Below are 17,107 nucleotides of genomic sequence, written 5' to 3'. Positions count from 1 at the left end.
CGGTGCCAGCCTGACTCTTTCAAAGGAAGCACATGCGAAAAACTTCTCTGCGCCTGGCACTATTGGCCGCGCTGGCACTGCTCGCACAAGCGGCCCATGCCCAGGACCCGCTCAGCTACGCCCGCTACAACGAGGTGCGAACGACCGACCTGTATCTCGACCTCAAGGCGGACTTCTCCCGAAAGACGCTGACCGGTTACGCCGAGCTGACCCTGAACTGGCTGGACAAGAACGTGCGCACGCTGGTGCTCGATACACGCCAGCTGAAGATCGCACGGGTGCAGGTGCAGAACGACGATGGCCGCTGGGTTCCCGCTTCCTACATGCTGGACCGCCCCGATCCGAAGAAGGGCCAGGCGCTGCGCATCGCGTTGCGCAGCCAGCCGAAGAAAGTGCGCGTGTACTACCACACGGCGCCCACCGCGGGGGCCTTGCAGTGGCTGACACCTGTGCAAACGCTGTCCGGCAAGCGGCCGTTCATGTTCAGCCAGTCGCAGGCGATCGAGGCGCGTTCGTGGGCGCCGGTGCAGGATACGCCGGCCGTGCGCTTCACCTACGGTGCGCGCATCGAGGCGCCAGCCGGCATGCGCGTGGTGATGAGTGCCGAGAACGATCCGCAGTCGACCGGCAAGGGCGGCTGGAAGTTCCGCATGCCGCAGCCGGTGCCGTCGTACCTGCTGGCGATCGCGATCGGCGAGATCGACGTGCGCAATGTGGGCCCGCGCTCGGCCGTGTACGCGGAACCGGGCCGCATCGAGGCGGCAGCGTTCGAGCTGGCCGATACGGAGAAGATGATCGCCGCGGCCGAATCGCTGTATGGCCCCTACCGGTGGGGGCGCTACGACATGATCGTGCTGCCGCCGTCGTTCCCGATCGGCGGCATGGAAAACCCGCGCATGACATTCCTGACGCCGACGATGATCGCCGGCGATCGCAGCCTGAACGACCTGATCGCGCACGAGCTGGCCCATTCGTGGTCGGGCAATCTCGTCACCAACGCATCGTGGAAACACTGGTGGCTCAACGAAGGCTTCACCACCTACGTGACGACCCGGATCCTCGAAATCCTGTATGGCATCGAAGCGGCCGAGATGAACCTGCAGGTGGAACAGGACGAGGCGCTGGCGTCGCTGAAGGATATCCCGGCGGCGAAACAGGCCCTGTTGACGCGCGATCCGGACGTCAATCCGGAAACCTATACGGACGAGGGCCTGGCCTATCCGAAAGGCGCATGGCTCCTCCGCACGCTCGAGCAGCGCGCCGGCCGTGAAGTGTTCGATCCGTTCCTGCGCGGCTGGTTCGACCAGCACGCCTTCCAGTCGGCTACCACAGAGCAGTTCCTGGCCTACCTGCGTGCCAACCTGCTGGACAAGCATCCGAACGTGATGACCCAGGCGGAACTCGACGAGTGGCTGTATGGCGCGGGCATTCCAGCCAGCGCGCAGCGCGTGGTGTCGCAGCGCCTGCAGGCCGTCGATGCCCAACGTGCCGCCTGGCTGAAGGGTGAGCAGCCAACGGCCGACCTGACCGCGCGCAGCTGGAGCGCCGCCGAGTGGATGCACTTCCTGAACGCCATCGACAACAAGGCCAGCGCACAGCAGTTGCGGGAACTCGACCAGATCTTCGCACTGAAGACCAGCAAGAACAACGAGATCGCCTACCGCTTCTATCTCGCCGCCGTGCATGCGGGCTACGACGTGCGCGAGCAGCTCGACACCTTCCTGATGAACGTGGGCCGCCAGAAGTTCGTGGTGCCGCTGTACACCGCGCTGCTGGCCAATCCAAAGGATGCCGCATGGGCGAAGGGCGTATTCGCCAAGGCACGCCCCCGCTATCACCCTGAAACGCAGAAGTCCGTCGACCGGCTGTTGAAAAAGTAATGGAGCAAGGATGTCGCTGAAAAAAACCACTGCCGCGCTGGCGCTAAGCGCCTGCGCGTTTTCCCCCGTATTCTTTTCCAGCCCCGCGCTGGCTTTCGATTCCAGCGCTGCCGCCGCCACCGCCCCGGCGTTCGACCTGGCGCGCGACGTGAACCTCGCGTTGAAGACCTTCGACGTGCCGGGCATCGCGATCGCGATCGTCAAGGATGGCAAGGTCGTGGCCGCGCAGGGCTTCGGCGTGCGCAGGCTGGGCGACCCGGCGCCGGTCACGTCGAAGACGTTGTTCGAGATCGCATCGAATTCCAAGGCATTCACCGCCGTGGCGCTGGCGAAGCTGGTCGACGAGGGTAAGCTGGAATGGGATGACCCGGTCATCAAGCACCTGCCCGATTTCCGCATGCACGACGCCTACGTCACCCAGGAGATGACCGTGCGCGACCTGCTGACGCACCGCAGCGGCCTGGGCCTGGGCGCCGGCGACCTGCTGTGGTGGCCGACGACGACGTTTTCCACCGACGAGATCATTCACAACCTGCGCCACGTGAAGCCGGCCACCAGCTTCCGCGCCAACTACGCCTACGACAACCTGCTGTATATCGTGGCCGGCCGCATCATCGCGCAAAAGAGCGGCAAGAGCTGGGGCGACACGGTGCAGGCGCAGATCCTGGGCCCTCTGGGCATGGCGGACACCACCACCAGTGTGGCCGCCATGGTGAGGGCGGCCGATTACTCGGCGCCGCACAGCCGGATCAACGGCCGGCAGTCGGTCGTCAAGCCGATGCCGGTCGATAACGCCGTGGGCGCGGTCGGCATCAACACGAACGCCGAAGACATCGCGAAGTGGATGAACGCGCTGCTGGCCGGCGGCGAACTGCCGGGCGGGCAGCGGCTGTTCTCCGCCACGCAGTCGAAGGAGATCTGGACGCCGGTGACGCCGATGAAGATCGCCGAACCGGCAGGGGCGCTGGCCGCCACGCGCGCCAACTTCAATGCCTACGGCCTGGGCTTCAACATCCGCGACTACCGCGGCAAGAAGCTCGTGCTGCACGGCGGTGCGCTGCAGGGCTTTTACTCGCGCGTGCTGATGGTGCCAGAGGAAAAGCTGGGCATCGCCATCTTCACGAATGCGGAAAACAGCGGCTCGATGACGTCGCTGCAATGGCGCATCCTCGACCACTACCTGGGCGCCGCACCGACGGACTGGATCGGCATCATCGCCGCCGAAGAGCAGGAACGGCTGCGCAAGGACCGGGAAAAGACCGGCAAGGCCGCCGCGGCCCGCGCGGCCGGCTCGAAGCCATCGCTGCCGCGCCGCGCCTACGATGGCGAGTACAGCGACCCGTGGTATGGCAAGGTCGTGATCCGGCACGAAGGGAAAAAGCAGGTCATGGCCTTCACGCGCACGCCGGACCTGGTGGGCGAGATGGAGCACTTCCAGCACGACACGTTCATCGTGCGCTGGAAGGAACGCAACTTCAACGCCGACGCCTACGTGACGTTCGCGCTGAACCCGGACGGCTCGATCGAACGCGCAAAGATGTCCGCGATCTCCGACGAAACCGACTTCAGCTACGACTTCCACGACCTGGCGCTGACACCCGTGAAGGCGAAAAAAGCCGAATAAGGCTGCCTCCCGCAAATGTTGCCAAAAGTTGGGGACTGACCCTAATGCCGTTAAGTTAGTGCTTGGCTGGCCTATTGATCCGCATGTAGACACCCCAAAAGCGAAGGGCTGGGGTCAGGGAGGAGTGTGAGCCTGCAGGCTCACACCGTGCCACAGGCGCGGAGCATGCTCCGCGAAACCCCTGTGGCACCCCGGCGGGGCTTTGCCGGGATTTCAAGGAGCACCGCTCCTTGCCGGCAAAGCGGTGCTGGCCTGCAGGCCAGCGCTCCTCCCTGACCCCGGAATCTGCCTCTGGGTTTGGCTTATCTGAACGGCATTAGGGACTGTCCCCGATTTTTGGCAACGGTTTCTGGGGTCATCCGGCCACGTTGCTGCGCCGCCGCACAAATGCCCCCACCACCACCAGGCCGCCGAACAGCATGGCGTAGGTCGATGGCTCCGGTACCGGTGCCGTCACATAGCGCAGGTTCGTGAAGAACATGCCGTTGTTCTCCCATTCGCCCGAGACCGTGATCGACGTGACCGGCTTGTCGAACAGGATGCCCGCGAAGACCGGTACCGAGATGTTGTAGTTGTGGACGTAATCCTCGAAGAACACGTGCGAACCGTCGTCGAACGTCACCTTCATCGGCGTGGGCTGCAGGGAGCCGCCAGGGGAGTACTGGCCGCCGCCGATGCCATAGACGTCCATGCCCAATGCGATGATCGGGTTGGCAAACGTGAAGGTAGCGCTATCTGGTGGGGCATAATAAACAAAATTGCCTTCGACAAAATTGAAGTGGTCGTGATAGCCACCGAATTCGAAACTGTCGTTGTTGCACCACTGGACGGCATTGCAGGTGAAGGTCACGTCACCCCAGCTCCATGAATAACCGGTGCGCGTGTAGGAGCCGGAAAAGTCCTGGTGCTGGGCGTTGCTGCCGATAAGGGTATCGAACGGCGCTGCGTCTTCGGTGAAGTAACCGCTGGCCTGCGAGGTCAGGGCGGTTGCCGCGAGCATCAGCCCGATGAGTGCTTTACGCATGATGAGCTCCTGGAGAGAGGGAAATGTCGTACCGCGATGGCGGTCCACCAATGCTAGCGCTAACACCCGAGCTCATGGATAAGCTTATTGAATTATTTTAAATAGTATAAAAATATACAACACTCGGCATTGTCCTGCGGGCATGCGGAGAGGTAAGCTAGCAAGCTGAGGCCCGCTGCGACCTTCGGTAGCCGCGAAAAAATTGTGGTTGTAACAGTGAGTTTCAGTGAGACTGTTTCATGTGCAAATGCAGCATAATCACGCGGTTGTCATAAAGTGAAAGTTTTTTCGCATGAATGAGCTGATGTTGTCGGTTGCCGCCGTGTGCGGTTCCATGGTGGTAGGCTTCGTGGTCTTTTGCAGCTTCATGAGCCGCCTCCAGCGCAGGTAGGATTCGACAGCCGCCGGCCGGCATCTCCGGCGGCTGCGCAGGTCAGGCTTCCCGATCTGCTGCCTTGCCGGCTGCCGTCATGGCTTGACGAACTTCAGTGTCATCCGGTCGCTCTCGCCGATCGCCGCATATTTTTCCCGGTCCACATCCTTGTTCCCGTAGGTCGGCGGCAGTGCCCACACGCCGCCCTGGTGGTCGGCCGTATCCTTCGGGTTCGCGTTCACGTCCGATTTCGCCGCCAGCTTGAAGCCGGCCGCTTCGGCCAGGCGGATCACATAGGCTTCGTGCACGTAGCCGCTCGATGCCGTCGCATCCTGCGTTTTCGCCGCGGGCAGGCGATGTTCGACGACGCCGAATACGCCCCCGGGCTTCAGCGCGTCGTACGCGCTTTTCAGCACGGCCTTCAGTCGCGCATCGCCTTCATCCTTCCAGTTGTGCACATTGCGGAAAGTGAGGACCATGTCGGCACCGCCCTTTGGCGCATAGTTGAATACGCCGTTGCTCGGCTCGAACGCGCCCATTTGCACCTTGCCGAATGCGCCCGGATTGGCGTCCAGCTTTTGCTTGAAGCGCTCGCCGGACCGCGCCACGATCGCGGTCTTCGATTCCGGGGTCGCGCCGGCCACGATCAGCTTGCCCCGCTCGCGCAGGTAGGGCGCCAGGATCTCCGTGTACCAGCCGCCGCCGGGCGACAGTTCCACCACCGTCATGTCGGGCCGGATGCCGAAGAAGGTCAGTGTCTCGAAGGGATGGCGATAGGTGTCCCGTTTCATGTTCTCCGGGCTGCGTTGGCTGCCGTTGACGGCGGCCTTCAGCGCATCGTCGGCCAGCGCCGGCGTGCTGCAGGTCGCTGCCAGGATGGCGGCGGCGAGGATTCGTTTCATGCGATCTCCTTGTGGGCATATGCGTGGCGCGAATTGGCCACGACCCGGCGATGATGTGCAATAAAGACAAGCCGGTCAAGTACTGACCGGCTTGTCTGCACCGTCAATCCGCCCAGCGCTGCACATAGTCCGGTGCCGCCACGGCGCACGCCGGATCCGGCACCGCGGCGCCACGCGCCTCGCGCAGCGGCAGCACGCCGGCCCAGGCGCGCACGCCCATGTCTTCCTCGTCGTCTTCCGGCGGTCCGCTGCGGACCTTGCAGGCCGCCTCGGCCAGCCCGATGCGCAGCACGGTGGTCGCGGCATATTCCTTGTCGTTGCCTGGCCTGATCTCGCCCTGCCGGCCAGGGACCAGGTGTTCCATGAACGCTTCCATTGCCTGCCTCTTGCCGGTTCCGGCGGCGCCTTCCTCCACCGGCTCGAAGCGGCCATAGATGACGGCGCTGCGGTAATTCATCGAATGGTTGAACGCCGAGCGCGCCAGCACCAGGCCATCGACGTGCGTGATCGTCACGCAGCAGTCGTCTTCCATCAGCCGCCTGACCATGCGGCTGCCGTTCGAGCCGTGGATGTACAGGTGCGCGCCGATGCGCCAGCAGGCGGTGGGAATGCAATGCACGCCATGTTCGTCGCGAAAGGCCACATGGCAGACCCAGGCGGCATCGATGATTGCGTGCAGCACGGCGGGATCGTGGGTGGCGCGGTTGGCGGAACGTTTTACCTGCCTGCGAGGGGATGGCGAAGTGTTCATGGGCTCCATTCGGTGGGTTGAGAGGGCACTATAATCGCGCTGCTGGCTCCCGGAACAGGTCCACGAGCGGGCATTTTCGAGGAACCACGATGGACTACGCATTGCTGCTGTCGAACTTCGACCGCAACCACGGGCACCGCAGCTGGCCGCGCCAGCGGCTGCTGCACGAATGCCTGCGCCACGCGATTCGCGCCGGCACGCTGGCGGCCGGTACCCGGCTGGTGGCCACGCGCACACTGGCGGCCGAGCTGGGCGTGGCGCGCAATACCGTGCTGTATGCGTACGAGCAGCTGGCCAGCGAAGGGTTCGTGGTGCCGGATCGCCGTGGCACCATGGTGGCGCGCGTTGCGCCGGAACCGGCGTCCGAACGCGGCAGCCGTCAGCCGGCGGCGCATGCCGGCCTGGCGCGCCGCGCGATGAACCTGCGCGCGATATCGAACGCCGCCAGCGACGGCCAGGCCTTCGTGCCGGGCGTGCCGGACCTGCACGCATTTCCGCTGGTGCTGTGGCGGCGCCTGCTGGACCGCGCCTGGCGCGGCCTCGATCCTGCGCAGCTGAACTATGGCGACCCCGCGGGCGAATGGCCGTTGCGGACCGCGATCGCGGACTACCTGCGCGCTTCGCGTGGCGTCATCTGCGAGGCGCGACAGGTGTTCATCACCGATGGCAGCCAGGGCACGCTGGACCTGTGCGCCCGTGCCTGCGCCGACGAAGGCGACACGGTATGGCACGAGAACCCCGGCTATGGCGGCGCGCTGGCGGCGTTCCGGCACGCCGGCCTGGCGGTGCAAGGCATTGCCGTGGACGAGGAAGGCATGGCGCCATCGGCACGGGACTGGAAGACGAGAAAGCCCAGGTTGATCTACACGACGCCGTCGCACCAGTACCCGGTGGGCACCGTGCTGTCGCTGGCACGGCGGCTGGCGCTGATCGACGGCGCCCGCCGCGCCGGCGCACTGATCATCGAGGACGACTACGACAGCGAGTTCCGCCACGACGGGCCGCCGCTGGCGGCGATGCAGGGCCTGGTGCCGGATGCGCCGGTGCTGTACTGCGGCACGTTCAGCAAGACGATGTTCCCCGGCTTGCGCATCGGCTACCTGGTGGTGCCGCCCGCCCTGGCGCCGCAACTGGCGCTGCTGCGCGCGCAGTCGGCGGCCGCGGGAAGGGTGGCCGAACAGCTGGCGCTGGCGGAATTCGTCACCAGCGGGCAATTCCTGCTGCACCTGCGCCGCATGCGGCGGCTGTACCGCGAACGGCGCGACGCACTGGTGGCCGCACTGGAAAAACACCTGGGCCGTATCGCCACCGTGCACGGCGCCTCGGCGGGCATGCACCTGTCGTTGCGCTTGCCGGCCTGGCTGGCGGACGAAGCGATCCGCGCCAGGGCGCGGGAGGAGGGGATCGTGGTGAACGCATTGTCGACACACGCACTACAGCCCGGGCCGGCCTGGAATGGACCGACATGGAACGGCTTGATGCTGGGCTATGCGCAGGTGCCGGCCGAAGAGATGGAAGGCCTCGTGAAGCGGCTGGCGGTGGTGATTCACCTGGCTGCGTACAACGCCGCGCGCGTTGCCGCCGTGCCGAAAAAAAACCGGCGCCAGGCACCCGAAAAAACTGCGTGACGCCGGTTGCGCTGGGCGGTTACGTCAGAACGCGTAGTCGGCGCGCACGTACATGGTACGGCCGTTGATGCCGAACGGGCAGGTTTCCCAGCAGCGCGTGAAGCCCAGTTGCGGGAACGGCGCGGCGCGGGTCTTGTCCCACTCCGTCGGGTAGGTGTCGAACACGTTGTTCACGCCCAGCTGCAGGCCGAGTTTCTTCGTGAAGTTGTAGCGCAGCGTCATGTCGGCGATCCACTTGCCTTCCCACGTCTGGATGAAGCCCGGCGTGAAGCCCTGGCCCTGCACCTCGCCGTAGTAATTGGCACGCACGTTGCCGTTCCACTTGCCCATCGTGTAGTCGGCCGACAGCACGTGGTGCTTGCGCGGCTGGCCATGCTCGATCAGCGTGACCTGCGACTCGTCGAACAGCTGTTCGCCGGTCAGGATCGACGACGTGGAGTGGCGACCGGTGACTTCCGTCTTGTTGAAGCCCAGCTGGCCGGACAGCACCAGCGTGGAACCCGGCCAGCGCGACGTGTGCTCGGCCACGATGTCGATGCCCTTCGTCTTGGTGTCGACGGCATTCGTGAAGAACTGCGCCTGGCCCACTTTCAGCGGGGTCAGCACGTTGGCGATCGGGCCGCCACCCGCTTCCGGCGCGATCGTGCTGGAGAACACGATGCGGTCCTTGATCTTGATCTGGTACACGTCCGCCGTCAGCGAGAAGTTCGGCACCGGACGCAGCACCAGGCCGAAGCTTGCATTGCGCGACGTTTCCTCCTTCAGCGGCGCGATGCCCAGCGCGCGGGTCACGGGGCTGTCCTGCCGCGCGGTCAGCGTTTCGGTCAGCACGCCTTCCGCGTTCAGGTTGGTCGACACGGAGCTGTAGAACGCCTGCTGCACGCCGGGTGCGCGGAAGCCGGAAGAGAAGCTGCCGCGCACGCCAACCTGCTTGCTCGGGTCCCAGCGCGCCGTGACCTTGCCGGTGGTGGTGTTGCCGAAGTCCGAGTATTTCTCGTAGCGCACCGCGCCGGTGAGCAGCAGCGTGTCGAGCGCGCGCCACTCCACATCGCCGTACAGCGCGATGTTGTGGCGGCCTTCGTCGACCTCGGTGGAGGGCGTGTAGCCCGGGAAGCCCTGCGTGCCGGAGGCGGCCACGGTGCCGGCCGGCGTGAGGATCTGGATCGCCGGGTTGTTCGTGCGGCCATACTGGTACGACACCGGGTCGCCGGCCTCGATCTCGTAGCCGTCGCGCCGCCATTCGAAGCCGGTGGCGAAGAACACGCCCTTGGCGACCGGGCCTTTCAGGTCGGCGTTGAACGTGGTCTGGTTGAATTTCAGCGTGCCGGTATCCGCTTCCAGCGGCGACTCCGCGTAGATGCCGCCGTTATCGGGGCGCGGTTCATACCAGTAGCTGACGTTGATCGTGTTCTTTTCGTGGAACGCCAGCTCGCTGCGGCCATGGTTGACGGAGACGTCCGCCTTCCACTCGTTCGGCAGGTCGAGCCGGTAGCCCACGGCCAGCGACGCATCCTTGACGGTGGTACGGATGTTCGGCAGGTAGCCGTCCGGATAAACGGCCGACACCGTGCGGTCGTCGCCCGCGGCGCGGAAGAAGCCGGACGAATCGCCCTTGCGTTTCGACGCGCCGCCGAAGGCGTAGAACTCGCCGCCGGGGCCGGCCGGCAGGGCCGCATTGACCCACAGGTAGGCATCCTTCGCGTCGCTGTCGCCGATGCGCTGCGTGACGCGCGGCGGATCCGTGCGCGCGGTATCGAGGCCGGCGCGGTTGGTCTCGTTGCGGCGGCGGCCTTCGACGGAAACGTTGATGTAGCCGCCGTCACTGCCCAGTGCCCAGCCGCGGTTCACGCTGCCGGAAACCATGTCGCCGTCGCCCTCGGAAGTGGTGCCGAACTGGCCGGAAACCTGGGTTTCGTCCACGTTCGATTTCAGCACGATGTTGATCACGCCGGCGATCGCGTCGGAGCCGTATTGCGCGGCGGCGCCGTCGCGCAGCACCTCGATGTGGTGGATGGCGGACAGCGGGATCGCATTGATGTCGGTGCCGGCCGAACCGCGCCCCACCGATTGCTGCACGTTCACCAGCGCCTGCTGGTGGCGGCGCTTGCCGTTGACCAGCACCAGCAGCTGGTCGGGGCCGAGCGAACGCAGCGTGGCGGGGCGGATGATGTCGGTACCGTCGCTGATGAACGTCGACGAGAAGTTGAACGACGGATCCAGCGACTGCAGCAGCTTGCCCAGTTCCAGCGGGCCGGCGGTCTGCATGTCCTTCACGTTGATCAGGCCCACCGGCGCGGCGGTGTCGAGAGCCGTGCGGGCGGCGGAGCGCGAGCCCAGCACGACCACGGTTTGCTGTTCGGCTTGTTGTCCGGCTGGTTGTTGGCCAGCGGTGTCGCTCTGCGCGGCGGCATGTGCGGCCAGCAGCAGTGCAGCGGTAGCAAGCACGGTGCGGCGGAAAGTATTCTGCGTCATGTGTCGTCGATCGTCTCTTGGTTGGATGGGTGCCATGCGTGGGGGTAGCCCGCACTGAGTCTAACCGCGCTCGTAACAAAGTAGTAACGGGCTGTTGCGCCGAATGGACGTACAGAAAATATTGCTCGATTTGTATTGGAGTTTGCCGTACTCTGATGCCCCCTCGCCGGGGAAGCAGGCCATTTCGCGAGCGGCGCGAGGCATTTTTACGACAGGCGTGTCCAGCGGGCGCATTGCACGCCCGCTTCGCGGCGGGTCATTGCTGATCCAGCATCCATTCCTTGAGGCCGTCGACCCATTTCTTTGCCGGCAAGTTGCAGGTTTTCCGGATCATCGCGGCGCGCTCGTACAGCACCGAGAAGTCCAGCACCGGGGCGTTCTTGAAGGCGATCGCGACGATGTTCGCATCGTGCACTTCCGGCAGCCACACGACCGCGTCGAACGCCAGTTCCATGTGCTGCAGGTTCCGGTCATAGTTGTCGAAATCGCCGAACACATTGACCGTCATGATGCCGTGTTCGGTCAGGCAGTCGCTGCATGCCTGGTAGAACGCCGGCGAGTCCAGCACGGGGCCCCGCGCTTCTTCGTCATACAGGTCCACCTGCAGCACGTCGATGGCGCCGCGGTTGGCCGGGTCGTTGACGAAGTCGAGCGCATCCATCCGCCGCACATCCAGCCGGGTATCGTTGGGCGGCAGGCCGAACATCGCCTCGCATATCGCGATCACGTTGGGGTTGAGTTCCGCCGCTGAAACACGCGCGCCTGGAAAGCGCTGGTAACAAAACTTCGTCAGGGCAGCGCTGCCGAGGCCAAGTTGAGCGATATGGCGGGGATTGTGCAGGAACAGCATCCATATCATCATCATCTGCACGTATTCGAGCTCGATGGCATCTGGCTTGGACAGGCGCATCGCGCCCTGCACCCATGAGGTGCCGAGGTGGAGCGAACGTACGCCTTCGAATTCGGTGATGGTGGCGGGAGGGTGGCCGGGCTGGTCGAAACGGGTTTTTTGCATCCTGGAAGTTTACCAGTGCACCTGTCTTCGTGCGGGACGAATGCGGAATGTACAACCGTTGCACCATGAGAAAAGGCGCCGAAGCGCCTTTTCCCGTGGTGCAGTACTGCTAGACCAGATTACTGCTTGCGGCGACGTGCAGCGAAGGCCAGAACGGCCAGGCCGCCAGCCAGCATGCCGTAGGTTGCAGGTTCCGGAACAGCCGTCACGCTGAAGTTGCCGCCGTAGCTGGCAACCTGGCCGTCCACGGTGCCGCTGACAACCAGGGTCAGCGGGCCGTCAACGGCTTGACCCAGGATTGCAGCGATCGACAGGGGACCAACGTCGCCGTAGGCCGGAACGGTCACGCCGTTCAGCGTTACTTCGGTGAACGTCAGGTCGCTCCAGGCGCTGGCGTTGTTGATCAGGCCAGCGAAGACCGTACCAGCACCGTCGAAACCGCTGAAGGTGAAGGTGTCGGTGAAGTCACCAGCGGTGTGCGTTGCGCCGATGTGCGAAGAATACACATTCGGGCCGCCGATCAGGTTAACGTTGAAGTCGTCAGCAAATGCGGAGCCGAAGGCTGGCAGCAGCGCGGCTGCTACGGCGATGGATTTCAATTTCATGCTTACCTCGTCGAAGAGTTATTAACTATAGGAGACGACAAGTTAAGCCAGCTTTAAGTTGTTGTCAATATTTTATTGTGTGCGTTACAATTGGCTACAAAAAAAGGCGCCAAGGCGCCTTTTTTCGCTACTCATCAGTACATATACGTTCTTTTAGGCACTTTTAAGTGCAAATAGGAACTTTCTTCGACTCGTCCACGCGAGCATGCCCAAACCGCCCAGCAACATTCCATAAGTCTCCGGCTCCGGGATCGGGCTGATGTTGATCGTACCCGCGAAACTGGCCGATGCGCCGCTTCCCATGCCCGCCACAGTACCATGAACCGTCAGCACGAGCGGACCCAGAATGGGCTCGTTGATCATCCAGCCATATTCGAACATGCCATTCGGCGACAGTGCCATGGCATGGCCGTTGATTTCGGCCGAATGGAAATCGATGTCGGAACTCGGCTGGAAACCGATCTGTACGAGGCTCGAGTCGACGAACCATGAACCGCTGGTGGGCGAAAAATTGAAGGTATCGACAAAGTGACCCGTTTCGAGATGCGTGACGCCGAAGGACGCGGACAGGGTGCCGTTGCCGTTGCCGCCCAGGTTGACGTTGGTGACCGTGTCGTCGGCCTGGGCGGCCCCTGCGACGGCCAACACCGCGGCTAGCGCGGCAGTGGGCAGGAATGATGAAAATTTCATGATGGAATCCCCGAAAGATGCGGCCCCGCGGGCCGCGCAAGGATTACATTAGAACTGTCGGGCTGGGTTGCAAAAGCGATATGGTTGACTTGTGATGTGTTTCAACTCGTTAAAAATACCGACACTACGCGTCAGTCATCGCGACCGGCGGCATCGGCGGGAAGGCTGGCCGGCAACAGCAGCGTGACGGCCAGGCCGCCGCCATCACGGTTTGCCAGCGTGATGCGGCCGCCGTGGGCTTCGGCGATTTCACGCGCCAGCGCCAGGCCCAGGCCGGTGCCGCTGCGTTTGGTGGAATAAAAGGGCACCAGCGCGTTTGCCAGGACCGTGTCGCTCATGCCAGGGCCGCGGTCGCGCACTTCGATGCGCACGGTGTCGTGCAGGCGGCGGATGTCCAGCGTGACCTCATGCGGCGGCGAACCCGACTCATGCGCGTTCTTCAGCAGGTTCAGCAGCGCCTGCTCCAGTTGTGCGGCGTCGAACGCCGCCGTCTCTGCAGGCAGCGCATCGGCCACTTCGAACGACACCTGTCCGGCAAGGCGGGTCACGAAGGCGGGCCACGCGTGCGGCTGCCTGCGCGGTGCCGGCAGCTTGGCGAAACGCGCATATCCCAGGATGAAACCTTCCAGGTGGCGGGTGCGTTCCTCGATCGTGGCCAGGATCTGCGGCAACCGTTCGGTCTGGCCGCGCCGCACCAGCTCGGCACCTGAATGGGCGAGCGATGCCAGCGGCGCGAGCGAATTGTTCAGTTCATGGCTGATCACGCGGATGACCTTTTTCCACGTCTGCACTTCCTGGCGCCGCAGTTCCAGCGTGAGCTGGCGCAGCAGCAGCAGTTCGTGACGCCGGCCGTTCAGGCTGAAGCGGCGGCGCGCCAGGTGGAATACTTCCTCGTCTTCGCCTTCGCCGATCGTGAACAGGCCATCGCCGCCGCGGATGACCGCTTCGCGCAGCGGCGCCTTCGATCGCCCGAGCAGTTCGTCCAGCCGGTGGCCTTCGAGCTTGCGGCCCCCATTGAGCAGGTGCCGGGCCGCCACGTTGGCATACACGATGGGCCCGGCGTCGGCGACCAGCAGCATGGCCACGGGCGTGTTCTGCACCATCGTATCGAGCAGCAGTTCGCGCTGCACGAGATCGAGCCGCTGCTCGCGCAGCACTTCGCCCAGCGCATTGTGGGCAGCCACGAGTTCGCGCAGCTCGTCATCCTGGGGCCAGTGCAGGCTGAACGAAAAATCCCCGTCGCGGTAGCTGGTCACGGTGCCGGCCAGCGCGCGGTACAGCGACAGCATCGGCTTCAATTGCGCGCGGATCGTGATGACCGACAGCGGCACCACGCACAGCAGGCAAACTCCCAGCACGACGAGCGGCCGGTCGGGAAAATAATGGTCGAGCGCCAGCGCGATCATGATGCCGACGGCCAGCAGCGTGCCGACCAGCGCCGACCAGCGGGTCAGCAGGGAAAGACGGAAGGGCGGCCGTCCGGCTGGCGGCCGCGAGCGGACATTCCCGGCTTCGCCGTCCCCGCTGGCCATCAGGGCCGCGCGATGCCGAGCCGCTCCATGCGGCGGTACAGCGCCTGGCGCGACAGGCCCAGGTCCGCGGCGGCCTGCGCCACGATGCCGTTGGTACGGGCCAGCGCCGCGCCGATCGCATCGCGGTCCGGTTCCAGGTCCGGCGCCATGCCGGGAGTGGACGCGGGCGGGGTAGCGGGCAGGCCCAGGTCGGTGGCGCCGATGTCCGGCCCGAAGGACAGCAGCCGGGCACGCGCCATCACGTTCTTCAGTTCGCGCACATTGCCCGGCCACGGGTGGGCCAGCAGTGCCGCTTCCGCATCCGCTCGCAGCGACTTGCCTGCGCCGAGGAAATGACGCGCCAGCGGCAGGATGTCGCCCGGGCGGGCGGCCAGTGCCGGCAGCTTCAGTTCGATCACGTTGAGGCGGTAGTACAGGTCTTCGCGGAATGTGCCGGCACGGATCATCGCCGGCAGGTCGGCATTCGTGGCGCTGACGATGCGCACCTGTACTTGCCGCTCGCGATTCGAGCCGAGGCGTTCGAAGCGGCCGGTTTCCAGCACCCGCAGCAATTTCATCTGGCCGGCCAGCGGCAGGTTGCCGATCTCGTCGAGGAACAGCGTGCCGCCGTCGGCTGCCTCGAACTTGCCCTCGCGCGCCTTCGAGGCGCCGGTATAGGCGCCGGCATCGGCGCCGAACAGTTCAGCCTCGATCAGTTCCGCCGGGAGTGCACCGCAATTGAGCACGACGAACGGACCGTCGGCCACGTGCGAGTTGGCCTGGATGATCTCGGCGATGCGTTCCTTGCCCGTGCCGTTCGGACCGCTGACCAGCACGGGCACGTCGGCACGCGCCACCTGGCAGGCCAGGTGAAGCACGCGCTCGGTGGCCGGATCCTGCCACACGATGCCGCGCAGGTCGTGCCGTTCCAGCTCGCGCCGCTGGCGCAGCTCGCCCTGCAGCCGCTGGCGCAGCGCACGATTGGCCTGGCCCAGCTCCAGCAGGTTCTTGACGGTGGCGACCAGTCGCCCGTCGTTCCATGGCTTGGCGAGATAATCTGCGGCGCCGGCCTTGATCAGGTCCACGGCCGCATCGAGGTGCGTCCACGCGGTGAGCAGGATCACGGGCAAGTCGGGATGGCGCCGGCGGATCGCACGGAACAGCGCCACGCCTTCCTCGCCGGAGGTGGTGTCGGCGGTGAAATTCATGTCCTGGATGACCAGGTCGATCGAGGCGGCGTTCCGCTCCAGTACGGCCAGCCCCTCCTCGGGCGAAGCCGCGCGCAGGGCGGCAATGTCGTGCAGCGAAAACAGCACTTCCAGCGCCATCGTGATGGCGGCGTTGTCGTCGATGATCAGTACGGTCGGCATGGTGGTGTCAGCATAACCTATACGACACCGCGGGTGGCCGTGGCCGGGGAAATGCCGGCCGCGCGCCATGCCGGGCCGTACACCGCGGCGATGCCCAGGCCAAGGAAGATGGCGGCACCGGCCACCAGGTAAGTACCCGGCAGCCGCGCCAGTTCCAGGTTCGACACGAGCAGGTGGTTCAGGCCCAGCGCGCCGAGCAGGCCGGCGGCCACGCCGGCACTGGTGATCATCACGTTCTCGGTGATGAAGTAGCGCAGGATGTCGACCCGGCGCGCGCCCAGTGCGCGCCGCACGCCGATCTGCTTGCGGCGCTGCGTGACCCACAGGCTGGCCATGCCGACGATGCCGCTGGCGGTGACCAGCATCAGCAGCACGCTGACGGTAATGAGCATCCACGCCAGCCCGCGGTCGGCACGGTAGCGGTCAGCGCGGTCGCCTTCCAGTGTTTTCGCCCGCACGATGAGCTGGTTGCCGGCCGCCTTGCGCAGTGCCTCCTCGGTTTCCTTCATCAAGCGGTCGCGCTGGCCCGGCTCGGCGCGCAGCGTGAACATCGCCCGGGGGACGCTGATGCGGCGGATCGGCTGGATGATCGACATCTCGCCCCGTTCACCCACTTCGGCACCGGTCGACTGCAGCCGCTCGACGACGCCGACGACGCGCGCAGCCGTCGCATCCTTGCCGGTGCCGAAGTATGCGTTCTTGCCCACGTAGCTGGTGGCATCCGGCCACAACTTCTTCGCCAGCGCCTGGGTCAGGATGACGACATTCGTCTCGTAGACATCCTTGTTCGTGTCATAGTTGACGATCTCGGTCGGCAGGAAGTCGCGGCCCTCGACGAGTTCCAGGCCCCATGTCCTGACCAGTGAATCGGGCGAGATGTAGAACGCGGTACTGCTGCTGACCTTCAGTTGCGTGGGGCTGGCCGCCATGCCCGTGTTGTTGCCGGAACGGGACAGCGGCACCTGGTTCGTCTGTGCGACGGACAGCACGCCGGGCACGGCGCGCAGCACGTCGCGCTGTCGCTGCTGCGTGGCCAGCATCTCGTTGAACGTGCTTTCCGACTTCAGTTCGCTCACCTGCAGGTGGAAGATGTCCTGCTCCTGCACGACTCCGGAAAGGCGGCTCGAAACGGCTTGCCGCTGGCTGACGATGTGCAGCGCATTGGCCAGGATCGCGAGGCTCAGCGCGACCTGCACGGCGACGAGGATCGGGCCGGTCTTGTTGCGCATCAGCGCGGACAGGATGGGGCGGAATTCCATGGC

The 17,107-nt window shown here is 64.9% G+C and carries 13 protein-coding genes; 3 read left to right on the top strand and 10 right to left on the bottom strand.

Annotated elements, in window-relative coordinates; genetic code table 11:
- The first annotated feature begins 32 nt into the window (after positions 1-32).
- Both ACY65G_RS18120 and ACY65G_RS18115 read left to right on the top strand, forming a co-directional pair.
- Positions 33-1,880 carry a M1 family metallopeptidase gene (locus ACY65G_RS18120; RefSeq protein ID WP_464998689.1) on the top strand — a complete coding sequence of 616 codons (1,848 nt, stop codon included), beginning with the start codon at positions 33-35 and terminating at the stop codon, positions 1,878-1,880.
- 10 nt (positions 1,881-1,890) lie between these two features.
- Entirely contained in the window at positions 1,891-3,504 is a 1,614-nt protein-coding gene (locus ACY65G_RS18115; protein ID WP_464998688.1) for a serine hydrolase, read from the top strand.
- 355 nt (positions 3,505-3,859) lie between these two features.
- Here ACY65G_RS18115 and ACY65G_RS18110 read toward each other — a convergent pair whose 3' ends face one another.
- The 3 genes from ACY65G_RS18110 to ACY65G_RS18100 all read right to left on the bottom strand — a co-directional run bounded on the left by ACY65G_RS18110 (position 3,860) and on the right by ACY65G_RS18100 (position 6,563).
- Entirely contained in the window at positions 3,860-4,528 is a 669-nt protein-coding gene (locus ACY65G_RS18110; RefSeq protein ID WP_464998687.1) for a PEP-CTERM sorting domain-containing protein, read from the bottom strand.
- Between the two features lie 468 nt (positions 4,529-4,996).
- Positions 4,997-5,803: a class I SAM-dependent methyltransferase gene (locus tag ACY65G_RS18105; RefSeq protein ID WP_464998686.1), complete on the bottom strand. Its 807-nt coding sequence runs from the start codon at positions 5,801-5,803 to the stop codon at positions 4,997-4,999.
- Between the two features lie 103 nt (positions 5,804-5,906).
- A complete protein-coding gene (locus ACY65G_RS18100) occupies positions 5,907-6,563 on the bottom strand; it encodes a pyridoxamine 5'-phosphate oxidase family protein (protein ID WP_464998685.1) in 657 nt (218 codons plus the stop codon).
- 80 nt (positions 6,564-6,643) lie between these two features.
- Here ACY65G_RS18100 and pdxR point away from each other — a divergent pair, with 80 nt between their 5' ends.
- The gene (gene pdxR, locus ACY65G_RS18095; RefSeq protein WP_464998684.1) at positions 6,644-8,182 is read left to right on the top strand and encodes a MocR-like pyridoxine biosynthesis transcription factor PdxR; all 1,539 of its coding nucleotides are present in this window, start codon (positions 6,644-6,646) and stop codon (positions 8,180-8,182) included.
- Positions 8,183-8,206: 24 nt separating this feature from the next.
- Here pdxR and ACY65G_RS18090 read toward each other — a convergent pair whose 3' ends face one another.
- The 7 genes from ACY65G_RS18090 to ACY65G_RS18060 all read right to left on the bottom strand — a co-directional run bounded on the left by ACY65G_RS18090 (position 8,207) and on the right by ACY65G_RS18060 (position 17,104).
- Entirely contained in the window at positions 8,207-10,654 is a 2,448-nt protein-coding gene (locus ACY65G_RS18090; protein ID WP_464998683.1) for a TonB-dependent receptor plug domain-containing protein, read from the bottom strand.
- A 256-nt stretch (positions 10,655-10,910) separates the two neighbouring features.
- Positions 10,911-11,669, bottom strand: coding sequence for a spermine/spermidine synthase domain-containing protein (locus ACY65G_RS18085; RefSeq protein WP_464998682.1), 759 nt, complete (start codon positions 11,667-11,669; stop codon positions 10,911-10,913).
- A gap of 119 nt (positions 11,670-11,788) precedes the next feature.
- Positions 11,789-12,274: an FxDxF family PEP-CTERM protein gene (locus ACY65G_RS18080; protein WP_464998681.1), complete on the bottom strand. Its 486-nt coding sequence runs from the start codon at positions 12,272-12,274 to the stop codon at positions 11,789-11,791.
- A 153-nt stretch (positions 12,275-12,427) separates the two neighbouring features.
- Positions 12,428-12,964, bottom strand: a complete 537-nt coding sequence (locus tag ACY65G_RS18075) for an FxDxF family PEP-CTERM protein (protein ID WP_464998680.1) — start codon at positions 12,962-12,964, stop codon at positions 12,428-12,430.
- A 131-nt stretch (positions 12,965-13,095) separates the two neighbouring features.
- Positions 13,096-14,496 (bottom strand): sensor histidine kinase, encoded by a 1,401-nt coding sequence (locus tag ACY65G_RS18070; RefSeq protein ID WP_464998679.1) that lies wholly within the window; start codon positions 14,494-14,496, stop codon positions 13,096-13,098.
- Positions 14,496-15,845 (bottom strand): sigma-54-dependent transcriptional regulator, encoded by a 1,350-nt coding sequence (locus ACY65G_RS18065; protein WP_464998678.1) that lies wholly within the window; start codon positions 15,843-15,845, stop codon positions 14,496-14,498. Before ACY65G_RS18065 ends, ACY65G_RS18070 begins: the two co-directional genes overlap by 1 nt.
- Before the next feature lie 17 nt (positions 15,846-15,862).
- On the bottom strand, positions 15,863-17,104 hold the full coding sequence (locus ACY65G_RS18060; protein WP_464998677.1) for an ABC transporter permease: 1,242 nt from the start codon (positions 17,102-17,104) through the stop codon (positions 15,863-15,865).
- Between the last annotated feature and the right edge of the window lie 3 nt (positions 17,105-17,107).

The sequence above is a fragment of the Pseudoduganella sp. jia 12 genome, from assembly GCF_055502675.1.
Note: the sequence above shows the minus strand (reverse complement) of the source record. Positions and strands in the feature narration are given on the sequence as shown.